At 58.1% G+C, this 17,107-nt stretch carries 19 protein-coding genes; 14 read left to right on the top strand and 5 right to left on the bottom strand.

Annotated elements, in window-relative coordinates:
* Positions 1-25: 25 nt before the first annotated feature.
* The 8 genes from QMK54_RS11100 to hpaI all read left to right on the top strand — a co-directional run bounded on the left by QMK54_RS11100 (position 26) and on the right by hpaI (position 7,323).
* Positions 26-685: a fumarylacetoacetate hydrolase family protein gene (locus QMK54_RS11100; protein ID WP_154910164.1), complete on the top strand. Its 660-nt coding sequence runs from the start codon at positions 26-28 to the stop codon at positions 683-685.
* Positions 686-696: 11 nt separating this feature from the next.
* Positions 697-1,467: a fumarylacetoacetate hydrolase family protein gene (locus tag QMK54_RS11095; RefSeq protein ID WP_154910163.1), complete on the top strand. Its 771-nt coding sequence runs from the start codon at positions 697-699 to the stop codon at positions 1,465-1,467.
* Between the two features lie 5 nt (positions 1,468-1,472).
* Positions 1,473-2,933, top strand: coding sequence for a 5-carboxymethyl-2-hydroxymuconate semialdehyde dehydrogenase (gene hpaE / locus QMK54_RS11090; RefSeq protein ID WP_154910162.1), 1,461 nt, complete (start codon positions 1,473-1,475; stop codon positions 2,931-2,933).
* A 105-nt stretch (positions 2,934-3,038) separates the two neighbouring features.
* Positions 3,039-3,896 (top strand): 3,4-dihydroxyphenylacetate 2,3-dioxygenase, encoded by an 858-nt coding sequence (gene hpaD, locus QMK54_RS11085; RefSeq protein WP_154910161.1) that lies wholly within the window; start codon positions 3,039-3,041, stop codon positions 3,894-3,896.
* 47 nt (positions 3,897-3,943) lie between these two features.
* A complete protein-coding gene (locus QMK54_RS11080) occupies positions 3,944-4,336 on the top strand; it encodes a 5-carboxymethyl-2-hydroxymuconate Delta-isomerase (protein WP_154910160.1) in 393 nt (130 codons plus the stop codon).
* Between the two features lie 50 nt (positions 4,337-4,386).
* Positions 4,387-5,691, top strand: coding sequence for an MFS transporter (locus QMK54_RS11075; protein WP_154910159.1), 1,305 nt, complete (start codon positions 4,387-4,389; stop codon positions 5,689-5,691).
* A 12-nt stretch (positions 5,692-5,703) separates the two neighbouring features.
* Complete coding sequence (hpaH, locus tag QMK54_RS11070; RefSeq protein ID WP_154910158.1) at positions 5,704-6,507, top strand: 2-oxo-hept-4-ene-1,7-dioate hydratase; 804 nt, start codon at positions 5,704-5,706, stop codon at positions 6,505-6,507.
* A 15-nt stretch (positions 6,508-6,522) separates the two neighbouring features.
* On the top strand, positions 6,523-7,323 hold the full coding sequence (gene hpaI, locus QMK54_RS11065) for a 4-hydroxy-2-oxoheptanedioate aldolase (protein ID WP_154910157.1): 801 nt from the start codon (positions 6,523-6,525) through the stop codon (positions 7,321-7,323).
* Positions 7,324-7,398: 75 nt separating this feature from the next.
* Here hpaI and hpaR read toward each other — a convergent pair whose 3' ends face one another.
* Complete coding sequence (gene hpaR / locus QMK54_RS11060; RefSeq protein ID WP_154910156.1) at positions 7,399-7,821, bottom strand: homoprotocatechuate degradation operon regulator HpaR; 423 nt, start codon at positions 7,819-7,821, stop codon at positions 7,399-7,401.
* A gap of 215 nt (positions 7,822-8,036) precedes the next feature.
* Here hpaR and QMK54_RS11055 point away from each other — a divergent pair, with 215 nt between their 5' ends.
* The 6 genes from QMK54_RS11055 (at position 8,037) to QMK54_RS11030 (ending at position 12,906) form a co-directional block, all read left to right on the top strand.
* Positions 8,037-9,335 carry an NAD(P)/FAD-dependent oxidoreductase gene (locus QMK54_RS11055; protein WP_154910155.1) on the top strand — a complete coding sequence of 433 codons (1,299 nt, stop codon included), beginning with the start codon at positions 8,037-8,039 and terminating at the stop codon, positions 9,333-9,335.
* A 31-nt stretch (positions 9,336-9,366) separates the two neighbouring features.
* Positions 9,367-9,732, top strand: a complete 366-nt coding sequence (locus QMK54_RS11050) for a cupin domain-containing protein (RefSeq protein ID WP_154910154.1) — start codon at positions 9,367-9,369, stop codon at positions 9,730-9,732.
* 55 nt (positions 9,733-9,787) lie between these two features.
* Complete coding sequence (locus tag QMK54_RS11045; RefSeq protein ID WP_320402480.1) at positions 9,788-10,447, top strand: helix-turn-helix transcriptional regulator; 660 nt, start codon at positions 9,788-9,790, stop codon at positions 10,445-10,447.
* Positions 10,448-10,531: 84 nt separating this feature from the next.
* Positions 10,532-11,353 carry a molybdenum cofactor biosynthesis F family protein gene (locus QMK54_RS11040; protein ID WP_154910152.1) on the top strand — a complete coding sequence of 274 codons (822 nt, stop codon included), beginning with the start codon at positions 10,532-10,534 and terminating at the stop codon, positions 11,351-11,353.
* Positions 11,346-12,146, top strand: coding sequence for an SDR family NAD(P)-dependent oxidoreductase (locus QMK54_RS11035; RefSeq protein ID WP_154910151.1), 801 nt, complete (start codon positions 11,346-11,348; stop codon positions 12,144-12,146). The genes QMK54_RS11040 and QMK54_RS11035 overlap by 8 nt, the downstream gene beginning before the upstream one ends.
* On the top strand, positions 12,139-12,906 hold the full coding sequence (locus QMK54_RS11030; RefSeq protein WP_154910150.1) for an SDR family oxidoreductase: 768 nt from the start codon (positions 12,139-12,141) through the stop codon (positions 12,904-12,906). The genes QMK54_RS11035 and QMK54_RS11030 overlap by 8 nt, the downstream gene beginning before the upstream one ends.
* Positions 12,907-12,947: 41 nt before the next feature.
* Here QMK54_RS11030 and QMK54_RS11025 read toward each other — a convergent pair whose 3' ends face one another.
* The 4 genes from QMK54_RS11025 to QMK54_RS11010 form a co-directional block, all read right to left on the bottom strand.
* Entirely contained in the window at positions 12,948-13,556 is a 609-nt protein-coding gene (locus QMK54_RS11025; RefSeq protein WP_154910149.1) for a TetR/AcrR family transcriptional regulator, read from the bottom strand.
* A 188-nt stretch (positions 13,557-13,744) separates the two neighbouring features.
* Entirely contained in the window at positions 13,745-14,707 is a 963-nt protein-coding gene (gene feaR / locus QMK54_RS11020) for a transcriptional regulator FeaR (RefSeq protein ID WP_154910148.1), read from the bottom strand.
* Between the two features lie 115 nt (positions 14,708-14,822).
* The gene (locus QMK54_RS11015; RefSeq protein ID WP_223593036.1) at positions 14,823-15,443 is read right to left on the bottom strand and encodes a DUF3156 family protein; all 621 of its coding nucleotides are present in this window, start codon (positions 15,441-15,443) and stop codon (positions 14,823-14,825) included.
* Complete coding sequence (locus QMK54_RS11010; RefSeq protein ID WP_223593034.1) at positions 15,388-16,887, bottom strand: APC family permease; 1,500 nt, start codon at positions 16,885-16,887, stop codon at positions 15,388-15,390. Before QMK54_RS11010 ends, QMK54_RS11015 begins: the two co-directional genes overlap by 56 nt.
* Positions 16,888-17,107: the final 220 nt, after the last annotated feature.

Here is a 17,107-nt window from a genome sequence, read left to right as displayed (position 1 = left end):
CTCAGGGCTCTCCCAGGAGAAAAGCATGAGCCGTGCCTTGCATGACGTCGCGACCGGCACCCTTTTTGGTGTCGCGCTGAACTATCAGGGACTGCTGAAGCAGCGCCTCGCCGAATTCGAACAGCCGCCTTATCAGAAGCCGCCGGTGAAGCCTGTGCTGTTTATCAAGACGCCTAACACGCGCAATCAGCATGGCGCCAAGGTTGTGCACCCAGGCAATGGCGAACGTCTGCAGCCTGGACCGTCGCTCGCCGTGGTCATCGGCACGACTGCAAGCCGCGTCAACGCGGCGCAAGCACTCGACCACGTGGCCGGCTACACCATCGTCAATGAATTCAGCCTGCCGGAAGACAGCTACTACCGCCCCGCCGTCAAAGCCAAATGCCGTGATGGTTTCTGTGCCATCGGGCCTGAACTGGTGCCGACCGCTCAGTTTGCCGACCCGCACAGCCTGGCCATCACGCTCTACGTCAATGGCGAAATTCGCCAGCAAAACAACACCGCCAATTTCGTTCGGAACATTCCTCAACTGATTGCAGAGATCAGTGAATTCATGACGCTGCATGAAGGTGATGTGCTGATTACCGGCACGCCGGAAGGCCGTGTCGATGTTCAACCCGGCGACACCGTCGAAGTCGAAATCGGCGGCCTTGGCCGTCTCGTCAACCACATCGTAGCCGAGTAACAGGAGCCTCCATGAAACACGCCCGTATAAGCTTTGAAGGTGAGGTTCACCTCGTCCATGTCGAAGACAACAACACCGTACGCCTGGCCGACGGCCGCCTGCTGACTGAAGATCAGGTGCAGTGGTTGCCACCCGCCACTGGCAGCATGTTTGCCCTTGGTTTGAACTACGCCGATCACGCCGCAGAATTGGCCTTCAAGCCGCCCACCGAGCCATTGGCATTCATCAAATCGCCTGGCACCTACACCGGCCACAACCAAGTGACCTGGCGTCCGGATAACGTTGCCTACATGCACTACGAGTGCGAGCTCGTTGCCGTCATCGGTAAGCCGGCACGCAACGTCAAACGTGAAGACGCCCTGGAATACCTGGCGGGTTACACGGTGTGCAACGACTACGCGATTCGCGACTACCTCGAAAATTACTACCGGCCCAACCTGCGGGTGAAGAACCGCGACGCCACGACCCCCGTCGGCCCGTGGATCGTCGACGTCGCCGACGTCCCGGACCCGAGCAACCTGAAGCTGCGCACCTGGATCAACGGTGAACTGCGCCAGGAAGGCAGCACCAAGGACATGATTTTCGACATCCCTTACTTGATCGAATACCTGTCCAGCTTCATGACCCTGCAGCCCGGCGACATGATCGCAACCGGCACGCCTGAAGGCCTGGCTGATGTGGTACCAGGTGATGAAGTGATTGTGGAAGTTGAAGACGTAGGTCGCCTGGTTAATCGAATTGTCAGCGAAGCGGAGTTCTTCTCCGCCCGGAAAGAGGCTTGAGCACCATGATCAAAAATTGGATCAACGGCCGTGAGGTCGAAAGCAAAGACGTGTTCGTCAACTACAACCCGGCCACCGGTGAGGCTATCGGTGAAGTGGCGAGCGGCGGTGCCGAGGAAGTCGCTCAAGCTGTAGCGGCGGCCAAGGAAGCGTTTCCAAAATGGGCCGGCACGCCCGCCAAGGAACGTGCCCGCCTGATGCGCAAGCTTGGCGAGCTGATCGAGCAAAATGTGCCGCACCTGGCCGAACTGGAAACCCTCGATACCGGCCTGCCGATTCACCAGACCAAAAATGTACTGATTCCGCGCGCTTCGCATAACTTCGATTTCTTTGCCGAAGTCTGCACGCGCATGGACGGGCACAGCTACCCGGTCGATGACCAGATGCTCAACTACACCCTCTATCAACCAGTGGGTGTTTGCGGCCTGGTATCGCCATGGAACGTGCCGTTCATGACGGCGACCTGGAAGACCGCGCCGTGCCTGGCACTGGGCAATACCGCTGTGTTGAAAATGTCTGAACTGTCGCCATTGACCGCCAATGAACTGGGTCGCCTGGCCGTCGAAGCGGGCATTCCCAACGGTGTCCTCAACGTCATTCAGGGTTATGGCGCCACAGCGGGGCATGCGCTGGTTCGGCACCCCGATGTACGTGCGATTTCTTTCACCGGCGGCACCGCTACCGGCAAAAAGATCATGCAGACCGCAGGCTTGAAAAAGTACTCCATGGAGCTGGGCGGCAAGTCGCCGGTGCTGATTTTCGAAGACGCGGACCTGGAACGCGCGCTGGACGCGGCGTTGTTCACCATCTTCTCGCTGAACGGCGAACGCTGCACCGCCGGTAGCCGGGTCTTCATCCAGGAAAGCGTTTATCCGCAGTTCGTCGCCGAATTTGCCGCTCGCGCCAAACGCTTGATCGTTGGCGACCCGCAAGATCCGAAAACCCAGGTCGGCTCGATGATCACCCAGGCCCATTACGACAAGGTCACCGGCTACATCAAGATCGGTATCGAAGAGGGCGCCACCCTCCTCGCTGGCGGCCTGGAGCGTCCGGCCAACTTGCCTGCGCACCTCGCCAAGGGCCAGTTCATCCAGCCGACGGTGTTCGCCGATGTGAACAACAAGATGCGCATTGCCCAGGAAGAAATCTTTGGCCCGGTGGTGTGCCTGATTCCATTCAAGGATGAGGCCGAAGCCCTGCAACTGGCCAACGACACCGAGTATGGCCTGGCGTCCTACATCTGGACCCAGGACATCGGCAAGGCGCATCGTCTGGCCTATGGTATCGAGGCTGGCATGGTGTTCATCAACAGTCAGAATGTGCGTGACTTGCGTCAGCCATTCGGTGGTGTGAAGGGTTCCGGCACCGGGCGTGAAGGCGGCCAATACAGCTTCGAAGTGTTCGCCGAGATCAAAAACGTCTGCATCTCGATGGGCAGCCATCACATTCCACGCTGGGGCCTGTAAACGCACTACCGATTGCTGAAACCCGCAAGGGGCCGCGCATTGGCCCTTCGCGGTTTCACCTAACGCCGAGTTGAACCGCATAACAACAATTTCAGGAGAATCATCATGGGCGAAGTCGTCCTGGCTGCGAAAATCTGCCACGTACCCTCGATGTATTTGTCGGAGCTTCCCGGCAAGCACCATGGCTGTCGTGAAGCGGCGATTGCAGGGCACAAGGAAATCGGCCGTCGCGCCCGTGAACTGGGTGCAGACACCGCTGTGGTGTTCGACGTGCACTGGCTGGTCAACAGTGCTTACCACGTCAACGGTGGCGAACACTTCAAAGGTGTCTACACCAGTAACGAACTGCCGCACTTCATCAAAAACATGGAGTACGAGTACCCGGGCTGCCCTGAATTGGGCGAGCTGATCGCCGCTGAAGCCAACGCTGCCGATGTGCGCACCCTGGCCCACAACATCCCGAGCCTGGAGCTGGAATACGGAACCCTGGTGCCGATGCGCTACATGCACATGGGCGTACCGCAAGAACAGAAATTCAATGTCGTTTCGATTGCCGCCTGGTGTGCCTGGCATCGCCTGCAAGACAGCTTCACCTTCGGTGCCGCCGTACGCCGAGCGATCGAAAAGAGTGACCGCAAAGTACTGGTGCTGGCCTCAGGATCACTCTCGCACCGCTTTTCCGACGACCGCAATGCCGAAGCCAATATCCATAACTGGACCCGTGAATTCGATAAACAAGTCGATCTGCACGTAGTGGAGCTTTGGCGCCAGGGCCGATGGAAAGAGTTCTGCGCCATGCTCCCGGACTATGCCGAGCACTGCTTCGGCGAAGGCAAGATGCATGACACCGCCATGCTCCTCGGCTTGCTCGGCGGAGCTGACTACAACAAGCCTGCCGAAATCATTACCGAGCCCTTCGGTAGCTCGGGCACCGGCCAGATCAACGCCATTTTCCCCGTTTAACCCGTCCGGCCGCACGGCATTCCCGCGCGGCCCGCAAGGAGCCGTTCATGCCCCACTTCATTGCTGAGTACACCGACAACATTGAACAGCAAGCCGACCTGCCTGGCCTGTTCGAAAAAGTCCACCAAACACTGGGCGACAGCGGCGTGTTTCCACTGGGCGGCATCCGCAGCCGAGGCGTACGCCTGGACACCTGGCGCATGGCCGACGGCAAGCATGACTACGCCTTCGTGCACATGACCTTGAAGGTTGGCCATGGCCGCGACCTGGCCACCCGCCAAAAAGTCGCGGAACAACTGTTTGAGGTGATCACCGGGCACTTCGCCGACCTACAGGCCCAGCGCCTGCTGGCATTGTCATTTGAAATGATCGAACTGCACGAGCAGCTCAACTTCAAGGAAAACAACGTGCACGCCTTTCTAAAGGCTCAGGCCCGTTAAGGCAAACCACCTTTCGTTTCAACGGCCTCTCAGACAAAAAGTATAAAACCATGAGCACAGCCAATACCGCCGACACCCTCGACACCGATGCACACGACCGCACTCACAGCACCATCACCTGGCGCCTGATGCCGCTGCTGTTGATCTGCTACCTCTTCGCCCACCTCGACCGGATCAACATTGGCTTTGCCAAGATGCAGATGAGCGCTGACTTGAGTTTCAGCGACACGGTCTATGGCTTCGGCGCCGGGCTGTTCTTCGTTGCCTACGCGCTGTTTGGCGTACCGAGCAACATGGCCCTTGATCGCGTCGGCCCGCGACGCTGGATTGCCACGCTGATGGTGGTGTGGGGAGCGTTGTCCACGTGCATGTTTTTGATCGACAGCGCTGCGCAATTCTATGTCCTGCGCTTTTTGCTCGGGGTGGCCGAGGCGGGTTTCTTCCCAGGCATTCTGGTGTTCCTGAACCGGTGGTATCCCGCCGGTCGTCGAGCGCAAATCACTGCATTATTCGCAATCGCCGTGCCCATGGCCGGTGTCATCGGCGGTCCTCTTTCAGGCGGCATTCTCGAACACTTCCACGACTTTGGCGGCATGCGCGGCTGGCAATGGATGTTCGTCATTGAAGGGTTGCCGGTCATTCTGCTCGGGCTCGTAGTCCTCAAATGCTTGCCGGACAGCTTCGAGACAGTCCGGTGGCTGACGACGCAGCAGAAGCAGCAACTGCGCGAACAACTGAACAGGGAAGAACACCGAAAATCGATCACATCGTTTTCTGCCATCCTTCGGAACCCGCAAGTTTGGCTGCTGGTGGCGGTGTATTTCGCGGTGATGCTGGCGGTCAACACCCTGGCGTTCTGGATGCCAACACTGATTCACGGTGCCGGGAGCGGCAGCGACGGCAAGGTCGGCCTACTCAGTGCCGTGCCTTACCTGGCCGGTTGTTTCTTCATGATTGGCTGCGGACGCTCATCCGATCGTCAGCGCGAACGCCGCTGGCACCTCTGTGTGCCACTGCTGATGGCTGCTGCCGGTATCGCCGTCGCCGGGCTCGCCCCCACTGACCCGCCCCTGGTGCTGGGAGGCTTGATCGTCGCCGGCATGGGCGCCAGCGCCGCGCTACCGATGTTCTGGCAACTGCCCCCGGCGTTCCTGTCCAACAGCACCCAGGCCGCAGGCATTGCCCTGATCAGTTCCTTTGGCAGCATCGCATCGTTCTTCGCACCCTATTTGATCGGCTGGATGCGCGACACAACACAGAGTTCCAGCCTGGCGCTGTACGTCCTGGCACTGCTCATCGCTCTCGGTGGTTTTCTGGTGCTGCGCACCCAGGCCGCCATCGTCAATCCTCAGTAAGAGATCATTGTCATGCTTGATCAACAACTCATTCAGCAAGCCGCCGCCCGCCTCGACCAGGCCGAGCGTACACGCGAGCAGGTCCGTCAGTTTTCCCTGGACCATCCAGATATCACCATCGAAGATGCGTACGCCATTCAACGTGCCTGGGTGGCGCAAAAGATCAAGGACGGCCGCAAACTGGTCGGGCACAAAATCGGCCTGACCTCCCGGGCGATGCAAGTGTCCTCGAACATCACCGAGCCGGATTACGGCGCACTGCTCGATGACATGTTCTTCGAAGAAGGCACTGACATTCCGTTCGAGCGTTTTATCGTCCCGCGCGTTGAGGTCGAATTGGCGTTCATTCTCGGCAAGCCCCTGAAAGGCCCGAACGTAACGGTTTTTGATGTGTTGGACGCCACCGAGTGGGTAATACCGGCGCTGGAAATCATTGATGCGCGCATCCAGCAGGTCGATCCGCACAGCAAAGTGACCCGCAAAGTGTTCGATACCATTTCCGACAATGCCGCCAACGCTGGCGTGGTCATGGGTGGCCGTGCCGTGCGTCCCACGGAGATCGACCTGCGCAAAGTGCCCGCGGTGCTTTACCGCAACGGCGTGATCGAGGAATCCGGAGTGTCCGCAGCGGTGCTCAACCACCCGGCGAAGGGCGTGGCCTGGCTGGCGAACAAACTGGCGGCCTACGACGTCACCCTGCAGCCAGGGCAGATCATCCTCGGTGGTTCCTTTACCCGCCCTGTGGCGGCCAACCCTGGCGATACCTTCCATGTCGATTACGACATGCTGGGCTCGATTGCCTGTCGTTTCGTTTGATTGGAGGCCTCCACAATGGACATGCCCATCAACACCTTCAAGCTTCGCCTGAAAAGCGGTGAAGCGCAGATCGGCCTTTGGCTTGGTCTGGCAGATGCCTACTGCGCCGAGTTGGCCGCCAACGCCGGATTCGATTGGCTTTTGATCGATGGCGAACATGCGCCCAATGATCTGCGCAGGATGCTCGGCCAGCTTCAGGCCGTGGCGCCCTACCCCAGCCATCCGGTGATTCGCCCGGTCATCGGCGACACGGCACTGATCAAACAAGTGCTCGATATCGGTGTGCAGACGTTGCTGGTACCGATGGTTGAAAACGCGGACCAGGCACGGGAGCTGGTTCGAGCAATCCACTATCCACCCAACGGTGTTCGCGGTGTCGGCAGTGCACTGGCACGCGCGTCGCGCTGGAACAGCATTCCAGGCTACCTCGACAAAGCCGACGAACAAATGTGCCTGCTCGTGCAGATCGAAAATCGCGAGGGCCTGGCCAATCTGGATGCCATTGCGGCAGTAGACGGGGTCGACGGCGTGTTTATCGGGCCGGCGGATTTGAGTGCCTCGATGGGTTACCGCGGCAACCCGGGGCATCCTGAAGTGCAGGCTGCTATCGAGGACGCCATCTTGCGCATCCAGAAGGCCGGCAAAGCGGCCGGCATTCTCAGCGCGGACCAGAAACTGGCCAAGCGCTACATCGAACTGGGTGCGGCGTTTGTTGCAGTGGGCGTTGACACCACCGTCTTGATGCGTGGCCTGCAAACCTTGGCTGCCACATTCAAGGAGGGTCCTGTGCCTACCAGTTCCGGTGGCGTGTACTGACGGCATCGACCAAACCTGGAATGCCTGTATGACAATCACCAACCACCCCAGCGCATTGCTGGGGACTGGTGCTGATTAACGCTTGAGCGCTTTCAACTCGTTGAGCAACGTCAGTAGCGTCTGCAACTTCTCCTCGCCAAACCCCGCCTGCAACCGCTGATAGTTCGCTTCCATGCTCTGGCTCATCGAGTTGAAGCAAGCCTCGCCCTTCTGCGCCAACCTTACCAGCACTCTGCGTTGATCCTGTTGCGCCTTGCGCCGCTCTACCATGCCGGCCGCCTCCATGCGCACCAGCACACCGGTCATGCTCGGCTTGAGGATGCAGGCCAGCTCAGCCAGGCGATTGATCTCCAGTTCATCGTGCTGACTCAGGATCCGAATCACCCGCCACTGCTGCTCGGTCAAGCCGTGTTGATTCAACGAGGGACGGAAAAACCCCATCGCGGCTTCGCGAGCCTGGAGCAATGTGAGTGTCAATGATGGGCGCGACTTGGGCATTGAATGGGTTCGAATTCGATGATTATTAATATGTGAACTATATTCCAGCACTGCGCCGATGTCGATGTATCCGGGCCTTGGCAGCCACGATCAAAACCGGCGGCATAGAGGATCAAGACACCTACCGGTCGGAAGGCAGTTAATACACCTCAACAGGTACAGAGCTTCTTGCAAGCCCTGCAGTTGAGTTTCCCTTCACTTTTCCAGGCTGCGCCATGATCAATATCGAAACGCCTACCTACTACTCGGCAACCAAAAAATACAACCTGAGTTTCCCCACGCTCGAACAGGATGTGGAAGCGGATGTCGTGGTGATTGGCGGCGGCTTTTCCGGCATCAATACCGCGTTGGAACTTGCTGAAAAAGGCATCACCAACATTGTGGTGCTCGAAGCTCGATATCTGGGGTTCGGTGGCACTGGCCGCAATGGCGGACAGATCATGGCCGGTATCGGTCACGACCTGGAGAAGATCAAGACCCAGGTCGGCGAGCAAGGGCTGCGCGAGATCTTTGAAATCAGCGAGCTGGGTGCTGGCATTATCAAGGACCGAATCGCCAAATACTCGATCGATGCGGACTTCTGCAACGGCTACGGCTACATGGGCTTCAACGCCCGCCAGGAAAAAACCCTGCGTGCCTGGGAGAAGGACTTCAAGTCGATCAATACCAAGGACGAAATCCGCTTCATGGCGGGCTCCGAGGTCAAACAGATCATCGGCTCCGACGCCTATACCAGTGCGTTGCTGCACATGGGCGGTGGCCACGTACATTCATTGAATCTGTTGCTGGGCGAAGCCAAGGCGCTGGTCGGGCACGGTGCGCGCATCTACGAACACAGCCCGGCGCTGGAAGTCAGCTATGGCGAGCGCATCACGGTGCGCACCGGCCGGGGTTCGGTGAAGGCCTCGAAGTTGCTCTGGGCCTGTGACAGTTTCCTCAACAAACTGGAGCCCGAGCTGCACAAGACCACGCTGAACACCTACGCCTTCCAATTAATGACCGAACCGCTGTCGGACGAAATGATCAACCGCATCAGCCCGATACGCGGCGCCTACAGCGATATTCGTCCGGTCATCGACTACTACCGTGTCACCAATGAAAACCGCCTGCTGTTCGGTGCCGCGACGCCCCTCGTCGAGCACATCCCTCAGGATCTGAAGGCATGGAACCGCAACCTCATGCTGAAAATTTTCCCGTACCTGAAGGACGTGAGAATCGACCTGGCATGGGGTGGCCCTATGGCAACGGGTGCCAACCTGTTTCCGCAGATCGGCACACTCAGCGGCCGCAAAAACGCATTTTATGTTCAGGGTTACGCCGGCTTCGGCGTCACGCCGAGCCATATCATCTGCAAGATATTGGCTGAGGGCATGAGCGAAGGATCCTCTCGTTATGACCTGATCAGCTCGGTCAAACATGCGCAGATCATGGGCAAGGATCACATCCGGCCCTTGCTGCTGACAGCAGGCAAAAGCCTTCATCAACTTTCGGGCTATTTCAACGGTCGCCGTTGATCCCGACCCTTTCAATCACAGGAAAACTGCCATGCCTATTACCACCCTCAAGAAAGACATCCAACTGTCCGAGCTCGATGCCTGGGGCACTGTCGCTGACCTCGGTTCGGAAATCCTCGAAGGCGAAGTCAAAGCCTTCGGGAAAATGACTTTCGGTGCGCCGTCCGACCCGATCAGCAGTGCTTACTTCGGCACGACCCAGGGCAAGTTCCGGATGGTTTATCCATTTGCCGAACAAGCGACCGTGGTCACAGGCGAAGTGGTTCTGACGGACGAATCCACTGGGCAGAGCACCCGCTACGCGGCTGGCGACAGCTGGTTCGTAAACAAAGGCACCCCGGTGCTCTGGGAAGTTGTCAGCGAAAGCTTCGTGAAGCATTATTTCGCTGTCGTCTGATCGATCCCCGCTGCCGGTTTCTGCCGGCAGCTTTTTTTGGCGAGGGTTACTGACCATGAACGCCATCCCTGCTCAGGAAGTCGCCGGCCACTGCCTGCAGGCTTTCACTCAACTCGTTCCGGCCAGTCAGGCCGCGTTCTATTATGTCGACCGCCAACTGCAAGCCCGTGACTTTCAGTTGCACGGCATGAGTGGCGAAATGCATCGCGATTATCTGGACAACTACCGCCAATACGACCCGCTACAACCACGCAATTGCCTGTCGAGTGGCTTGACGGTGGTGCCTCTGGGTCTGGCCATGGCTCGACAGCCCGCGCGGGACAGCCGTCGCTATCGGGACTTCCTGCAACGCTACGGCGTAGTCGATGTAGTCGAAGTTCTCGCTCATCGTGCAGGCCAGCCTAAGGCCGCGATTTCGTTGCTGCGCACGGCCGCGCAAGGCGCTTTCACCCCCGCTCAATTAGCCCAGCTCAATGCCTTGCAGTCGTTGCTACAAATGGCCGTAGCCAATATGCAACCGCATGAAAACTCGCTGATCGGACTGACACCTAAAGAGCGCCAGATCGCACTGTTGTTGAGTCAGGGTGCCAGCAACAAGCAACTGGCCCAGGAGTTGGAAGTCGGTTTGCCAACCATCAAGACTCACTTGATCAACTTGTTCCGCAAGACCGGGGTAACCAGCCGTACTGAACTGGTGGGAGCGCTATTTTTATAAGCCGGTTCAACCATCTGGTTGATAGGCGAGTCAGTATTCGGGCGGCATGATCCAGGTTGTCGATTACACAACCGGAGCCATGCAATGACTACAAATTCTGACTGGATCACCGTAGGTGCCCTCGCTGACGGATTCGCCCCAGAAGCCTTTATCCTGCCCAACCTCGCCGATCTCAACGGCAAGACCTTCACGTTGCACTTCGCCAACGGCTGGCAGATCGAGCATCGTTTTGAAGCGCAGCTGCTGCACTGGAAAGCCGCCGACGGTCACTCCAGTGGATCCGCTGCGTACAGGGCCACTTCTGTTAGGCCGGGCCTGTATCTCGTCGACTTCATCAAACGCGAAGCCGATCAAGCCTGGTCCGTGAGCCTGGTAGTGGACACCGCTACGTCGTCGTTCACCGCCGTGATCGGACGCATGCCAGCCCAAGCGCAAACCGAGGAAGGGCTTTACAGTCGCGCACTGGCCGGCAAGGCCTTGACGTCGGTGCAAGTAGACTTCCTCCACGGCAGCCTCGACCGCCCATGGCAGGAAGGCCAATGCCCACACGCCCCGACCCGGGAACTGACCGGGTTGCGCAACCTGTATCGCTACAGCCCCAGCGAAGTCTACGAACACATCTACCTCAATGATCAGTTCTACTCCTGGCAGTGCCTCAAGGGCGTCGAGCAAGGCTTGTGTGATACCGATCGTTGCCACTACTACAAGATTGCCGATCAGCTGTATCTGTTCGTCTGGCGCGAAAAGATCATCCCGACCCTCGGCCTGGTGTTGATCGACCTGCAACAGCACCGCAGCGACGGAAAAATCTTCGGTTATGCCGGTTCGTCCTTCGACGAACTGTCGAACTTCCCGGTCAGCTCCTACTGCCAGGTCCTCAACCGCACGGAGTATCCCGATGCCTGAGCCACGCACGGTTGTCATTACCGGTGCAGGAACCGGCATCGGTGCCGCCTGCGCCCGACTGTACGCAGGCGAAGGCGCCAATCTGGTGTTGATCGGTCGGCGCCGCGAGCCACTGGAACAGGTCGCCCGGGAAACCGGCGGTCTGATTCTGATCGGCGATGCTGCCTGTGCAGATACCTGGGATGGGTTTATCACGCAGATCCGTGAGCGTTACGGTCGACTTGATGTGCTGCTCGCTTGTGCCGGTGGTCATGGGGTGGGCAGCGCCACGCAGACTAGCCCGCAAATCTGGGAAGCCTCGTTGCGTAGCAATCTGGACAGCGCGTTCTACAGCGCCCGCGCTTGCCTGCCGTTGCTGATCGAAAGTGCCGGCAACATTGTGATGATTGGCTCGATTGCCTCACTGGCCGCCGGCCCCGAAGTGTGTGGATACACCACTGCCAAACATGCACTGCTCGGGCTCAATCGCTCCATGGCCAGGGACTACGGGCCGCGCGGCGTACGCGTCAACGCTGTGTGTCCAGGCTGGGTCACTACCCCGATGGCCGACGAAGAAATGCAGCCGTTGATGAGTCTCTATGGCGACACGCTACAGCAAGCCTATGCCCGGGTTTGCGCTGACGTGCCTTTACGACGTCCCGCCAGTGCCGAAGAGATCGCCAGGGTTTGCCGCTTCCTGGCCAGCCCCGACGCTTCGATCATTACCGGAGCAACCCTGGTTGCCGACGGTGGTTCGAGCATCGTCGATGTACCGACCCTGGCCTACGCTCACATGGAGAACGCCAATGCCTGAAGACTTCGATTTCAGCGGGAAAACGGTGCTGGTCACCGGTGGCGCACAAGGAATCGGCCGGGCAATCGTCGAAGCTTTCGCATTGCGCGGAGCGCGAGTGATGATCGCTGACCTGCGTCTGCCACAGGCTCGGGCACTCGCGGCGGACTTGACTGCGCGAGCGTGCCGGGTTGAGGCCGCCGAGATTGACCTGGCCGATGCTACGGCTGTGTTCGAACAGGTTCAGCGGTTGGAACGAGACTGGGGTCGCCTGGATATTCTGATCCACAACGCCGGTTACTTTCCGTTGACGCCATTCGCCGAGATCACCCCTGCCATTCTTGAGCGCACGCTGGCAGTCAACCTCTCGGCGCTGTTTTGGTTGACCCAGGCGGCCTTGCCGATGTTTCAGCGTCAGGGTGGCGGTTGCGTATTGGTGACCTCGTCAGTGACCGGGCCACGGGTAGCCTATCCGGGGCTCAGCCACTATGCGGCGTCGAAGGCCGGGGTTAACGGGTTTATTCGAAATGCCGCTTTGGAGCTTGCTGGCAATAAGGTGCGCGTCAATGGGGTCGAGCCAGGCATGATCGCCACGCCTGCCATGGACAATCTTGGCGACGGCCAGGTCAACGACGACATCGCAAGCCGGGTTCCGTTGGGTCGTCTTGGCAAACCGGAAGATATTGCAGGGGCCATGCTCTTTCTGGCGTCTGATCTGGCGGCCTACATCACTGGGCAGACAATCGTTGTGGATGGTGGATCGACCTTGCCCGAGGTGTGATTGCATCGATTCACCAAGCAGCAAAAACCTGACATTCATGTTCAGCCACGGCTTGCACCTTCGAGCATCGACAGTGAATCACTGAAGACTCGCAACAAGGCTGCGAGCCGTTTTACGTATGTCTGCGGCGCTGCATAGATAAGCTCCACATGCAGACTGTCGACGATGCCAAGGTACGCGTCGCAGAACACCTCAAGTTGCTCGGGATGAGCCGCCGTCCATGTGTACCGGTCCCGCGTTGCGCGTTGAAAATACTGGCGAATCTGCGCCAGGTAAGCCTCGAATCCAAGCGTGATGACGGCACGGATATCTGCTGGAGGAAAGTAGGCGGTGCGCAATAGAAATCGCAGGTGCGCCGATGCTTCATAGCGTCCAATCAAACACTCGACGTGCAGTTGACCGGGCACTCCTGCGCGCCCGCCCTCTTCTTCAAAGCAAGCCGCGACATGCTGCTGTTCATGTCCGAGTGCAATCTTGAACACCCTCTCGAACAAGGCATCCTTGCTGCTGAAATGCGCGTAAAGCGATGCCTTTCGCATGCCGGCCATGACGGCGATCTCGTTGAGGGATGAAGCGTCGTAACCATGATCGGCAAAATGTTCGACAGCGACGGCGCAAATGTTGGCGGCCGAAGGGGTGAGTGGCTTCATGTCGCAGGATTCCCTGACATCGACCAGCGCATGAGAGATGACAAACTACGCATTGGATTGGTTACCGCTGGCTGAAGAAATCATGACCTTTCCTGGCGCTCGAAAACTTTATCCTGAACTCAATCGAACGCCAGTCAATTAATTTATTAACATTAATCTCGAGTCGAATGTCGTAGAGACTTCACGACCTACGCCGCCCCTACCGCCTGCTGTAGATGCGTCGAGCGAAAGTCCTTGGGCGACAGCTCAAACTGCTTCTTGAACGACCGGCTGAAGTGGGCTGAATCGGTAAAACCCCACTTGTAGGCAATAGAGGTGATCGACTCGCTTTTTAGAAATGGATTAGTCAAATCATCAGCGCTGCGTTTGAGCCGCGCACGCTGAATGTAACGGCAGACACTGTCGTCCTGCTCTTCAAACAAACGATACAGATGGCGAACGGAAATGTTCAATCGACTGGCCAGACCCACGGGGCTCAGGCCAGGCTGAGTCAGGGACTCATCGATGACTTTCTGAACGTAGCTGCGCAGATTGTTACCCTGCAAGGACGCACTGCTGTCACCCGGCGCGTTGTCCGTTTCGAATGCGGAACCCAGCAACGAAACGAACGCCGATTGCAGGGCCTCGCCTTCGCCAATGGAGTCCTGGCCATCCAGGCCCTCCCGGCACAGTTGGTCCATCAGCACATGGAGCATTCGGCCGCAGGCCTTGCTGGAAGAAATCTTGCCAAAGGTTTTCGACCCGCTTCCCAGTTGCTTGCACACCTCATTGCGTGACAGAGAAAGGGACGCATGTTCGATCAACCCGAACGGGGTTATCTCAATCGAGCCGGTCGAGTCCATGAGCAACATATCGCCCGGCGCCAGCTGAATGACCTGGCCATTCTGCGCAATCTGACAATAGCCACTGCGTTGGCTCACGAGAAAGCAATGCTGATCATTATCGTGGTCGGCGTTAGGCCGTTCGCGCCTGATCAAACCTGCATTGGTGCGCAGGTTTGCCAGGGAGAGACGGTCCTGGGACCGCTTGGAAACCTCGCCGATGAAAAGCGATCGGTTGTAAGCCAATTCAGTATCGAAATGACCGCACGCCGCTCGCAGATCACGCGTCCAGGTTTCCAATCCATATTGCGTAGACTCATTGATGCTCATGGTATCTCCACAATGGCTTATTGTTTTTGTTGTGCGATAGTTAACATGTTATCTATATGTGCACAACAAGTACAGGGTGCCGATTGCAGAGGCATTAATGATGCCAAATCTCAAATTAGAGCGTGCGTAATGTGCGTTGCAGGCCCATCAGAACATTCAACAGCACATCACGCTGCACGCCGCTCAAGGCGATGTAACGCCGGAATGACGGCATCCGGTTGACCACCTCGCTACCGCCCATATGCTCCAATCGAACGCGCCATTCATGCCCGTCCAGAGTGAGCTGAAGGCGCTTAAAATCCAGCGACATCAGCGATTGATGCAACACTGGGTCTTCTTGCAACCGAACCTGGAGCCTGGTCAGCAACTCAGGTGCTCCCGTGCGTTGTTTACACACCAGCCCTGTCCGTCGAATTGACCCGCTGTGGTGCAGATCAAAGTGGGCACTGCCCTGCTCCGTGGCAGGCACCCTGACAGAAAACTCAGTCATCACCAGATGCATCAGCAGCTGGGATTCCGTGCGCTCGACAATATCGACCTGAAGGTTGCTCTTTCCGAGAAAAAACACTGCCTCGGCCGGGCCCATGGAAGCAAAACTCGCCACACCCAGATTGCGCCGCAAGTACTCAAGCGTTACTCCGGGCCTGTAGCCGTTCGGGGCACGTCGTGCGCTGAATGATTCAGACAGTTTTTGCAGCATGGTCGAGATAACCGTTGTGATGTTTGCCAGGCTCATGGGAAAACTCCTTGGCCAGCACTTCTTCAACGGTAGCCGGCTTGAATGGATTGACTTTCTGCACCACCAACGTCCAGAAAAGCGCATAGGCAGCCGCAATGCCGAGCATCACCCCGAAAGGCACATAGATATCGGCAGGGTTCATTCCAGGTGGCGTGATGAACCACATGCCTAGCAAGATGCCGACACTGGAAAGAATCTGCGGCAATGGGAAGAAAGGCGAGCGATAGGCCCGTGGCAGATCAGGACGGCGAATCCGCAGGCTGACCACCGACAGCGTTACCAGCAGATAGGCAAAACTCCACGCGCAGACCGCGGCCAATACCAGGTTCATGATGTTGTCGGTATTGCCACCCAACCAAAAGGCGTACAAGCACGGAATCAGCATCGCCACCAGAATGCACAGCAGCGGCGTCTTGAAGCGTGGGTGCAAGTAGGTGAACACCTTGGGCAACGCACCATCCACTGCCATGCCATAGAGAATTCTCGGCACACCTGCCATCAGCGTGTTGATGGTCGCTGCGCCCGCAAACAGAAAGCCGATCCCCAGCCACAACGGGCCGACATGCCCCATGACCTGCTCAGCAAATTTCGGGATGGCCATGGGCGTGTCGAGCAGATGCACGCCTGTGGCGGCATCCAGTAGTACGTTCTCGACCTGGCGCTTCATCGCGGCGCCATAGATGAACATGCAGGTGGCAACACTCAACAATCCCAAAATCATCGCCTTGGGCATGACCTTGGCCGAATTGCGCAAGTCCGGCGCCAACGGGGTGACGAACTCGCAACCGACGAACATGAACATCGCCATGCCCACCAGCGACAGAATTGTGATCAGGTCCGTGCCCACCAACGACACCCCGAACCAGCCATCCAGTTGCACTGCCGGCGCGGCGATCAAACCCAGTACCCCGAACACCATCAACGTGGTCCACATGCCGAAGGTCAGAATGATCTCCGCCCTGCCGAAAGCGCTGACGCCGAAGGCATTGAGAATGGCGAACACAACGACAAATCCTACGCCGAGCAACCAGGAACCACCGGCAGACTCCGCCAGTGTATTGAGGTGCTCGAAGTTCACCAGCGCCATGACCCCGGACAGAATGGTTTCAGCGGTGCCCGCAAACACATGCACGATCAGGTACGCCGACAACGTGCCGGTGATTGCGAAGAACCGTCCCAGACCGCAATTGATGTAGTCGTAGACCGAACCGGTGGTCGGCAGGATCGAGGCGGCCTCAGCGAAGGTGGTTGCCTGGGCCAGCATCATGACCACCGCGATCAGCATGGCCACCGCAAAAGCGCTGCCGCCAATTCCAAAACCCATCGTGGCCGTGAGAATGACCGGGCTGGCCATGATCAGGCCAATGGTGCTGGCTAACGCGGTGGGAAAACCAACGCTACCTCGTTTCAGGTGTTCTGTGAGCCTGTCATTGATCGACATGGTGCGGATCCTCAAAAGCGGATTTCTTAGTGGAATTATTAAGCCGTTCAAGGAGCCGGCGTTTACGCCTTCCCCAGCCAGTCCCTGATCAAATCGGCTTCGTGTGCAGAATCACTTTGCGCCCCTCTCGCCCTCATCGTCTTGCCCATGTCTGCCGACGGTTTTGTTGCTGCCTGCCAAGGCGTATTACCTGGCTGACAGGGTCAATTCTGTGGCACGC

The sequence above is a fragment of the Pseudomonas sp. P5_109 genome, from assembly GCF_034009455.1.
Lineage (GTDB): Bacteria > Pseudomonadota > Gammaproteobacteria > Pseudomonadales > Pseudomonadaceae > Aquipseudomonas.
Note: the sequence above shows the minus strand (reverse complement) of the source record. Positions and strands in the feature narration are given on the sequence as shown.